Source organism: Shewanella surugensis, assembly GCF_023284005.1.
GTDB lineage: Bacteria > Pseudomonadota > Gammaproteobacteria > Enterobacterales > Shewanellaceae > Shewanella > Shewanella surugensis.
In genome coordinates, this window is record NZ_JAKIKS010000339.1 from 1 (window position 1) to 888 (window position 888).

Sequence of the window (888 nt, forward strand, 5' to 3'; positions counted from 1 at the left end):
GCTGCTTGCTGATGTCATATCAGGTATTCAATTTAAAGATGGTGAGCGGATCACTCAAGATCAAACAGAACATCACGATTCATTGATACACCACATTTGACAATAACTCTTATCAGTGTCAGAAAAATTGTTCGTTATGGCAGGCAAGTCGCCAATGGAAAGCATCAAGATGATCTCACCAACTTTTTAGGGCTGCTCGATACCAGAGCCGGCTTTATGACCATCTCTTTAATTCGAAAGCTACCTAAAATCGGTAAAAAATATAATAACAGTAATACACTCAATGATGATTCAGATAAAGAAAATTACTTTAGTCAGTTCAATAGCATTAACGATATACGTAATGATCTTTTAGCCAATGAAAATATGGACATTAGCTATATAAGTCATTTAGATGCTGCATGCAGCAATGTCAATTTGCCTATGATCTGCACTAATGCAAGCACCAACAGTTTATTTGATCGTTTTGATTTTCAAGACGCTAATTTATCAATTGAGGAGAAAACCCAAAATAAAGCCCGCTTTTATGCCTTAGCCAAACATTCTTTTGGCAACGCCTACAATCAAGTATCCACACTATTCACCAGCGATGAAGTAACAACCAATCTCAATAATGCTATGTATCAAAGTGATCCGCTTAATGACGGTATTGACAGACGACTACCCTATATCGTCAGTAGTGACAGTCTAGGTGCGTTCATCACCGATGGCAATGACGGTATTATTTTACTCAATGATAAATATTTCACTATGCCGCAAATGGAGCAAGAAGATAAAGACCTAGATCTCAGCAATAAGCGACACACGTTTACCTGTTAAAAACTCATAAGGACTGAGAAAGTTTAACGCCTTTCTTGGCCTCATGTTAATTAAAAATTCAGCATTGGC

At 37.3% G+C, this 888-nt stretch carries 1 protein-coding gene and 1 pseudogene; one reads left to right on the top strand and one right to left on the bottom strand.

Going from position 1 to position 888, the window contains the following annotated elements; translation table 11 throughout:
• Positions 1-96: 96 nt before the first annotated feature.
• Positions 97-819: a hypothetical protein gene (locus L2764_RS27390; protein ID WP_248943483.1), complete on the top strand. Its 723-nt coding sequence runs from the start codon at positions 97-99 to the stop codon at positions 817-819.
• On the opposite strand, the pseudogene L2764_RS27395 reads toward L2764_RS27390, so the two are convergent.
• Positions 781-888: pseudogene (locus tag L2764_RS27395) on the bottom strand (IS30-like element ISVsa7 family transposase); the annotation flags it as partial. The gene L2764_RS27390 and the pseudogene L2764_RS27395 sit on opposite strands and share 39 nt — an antisense overlap.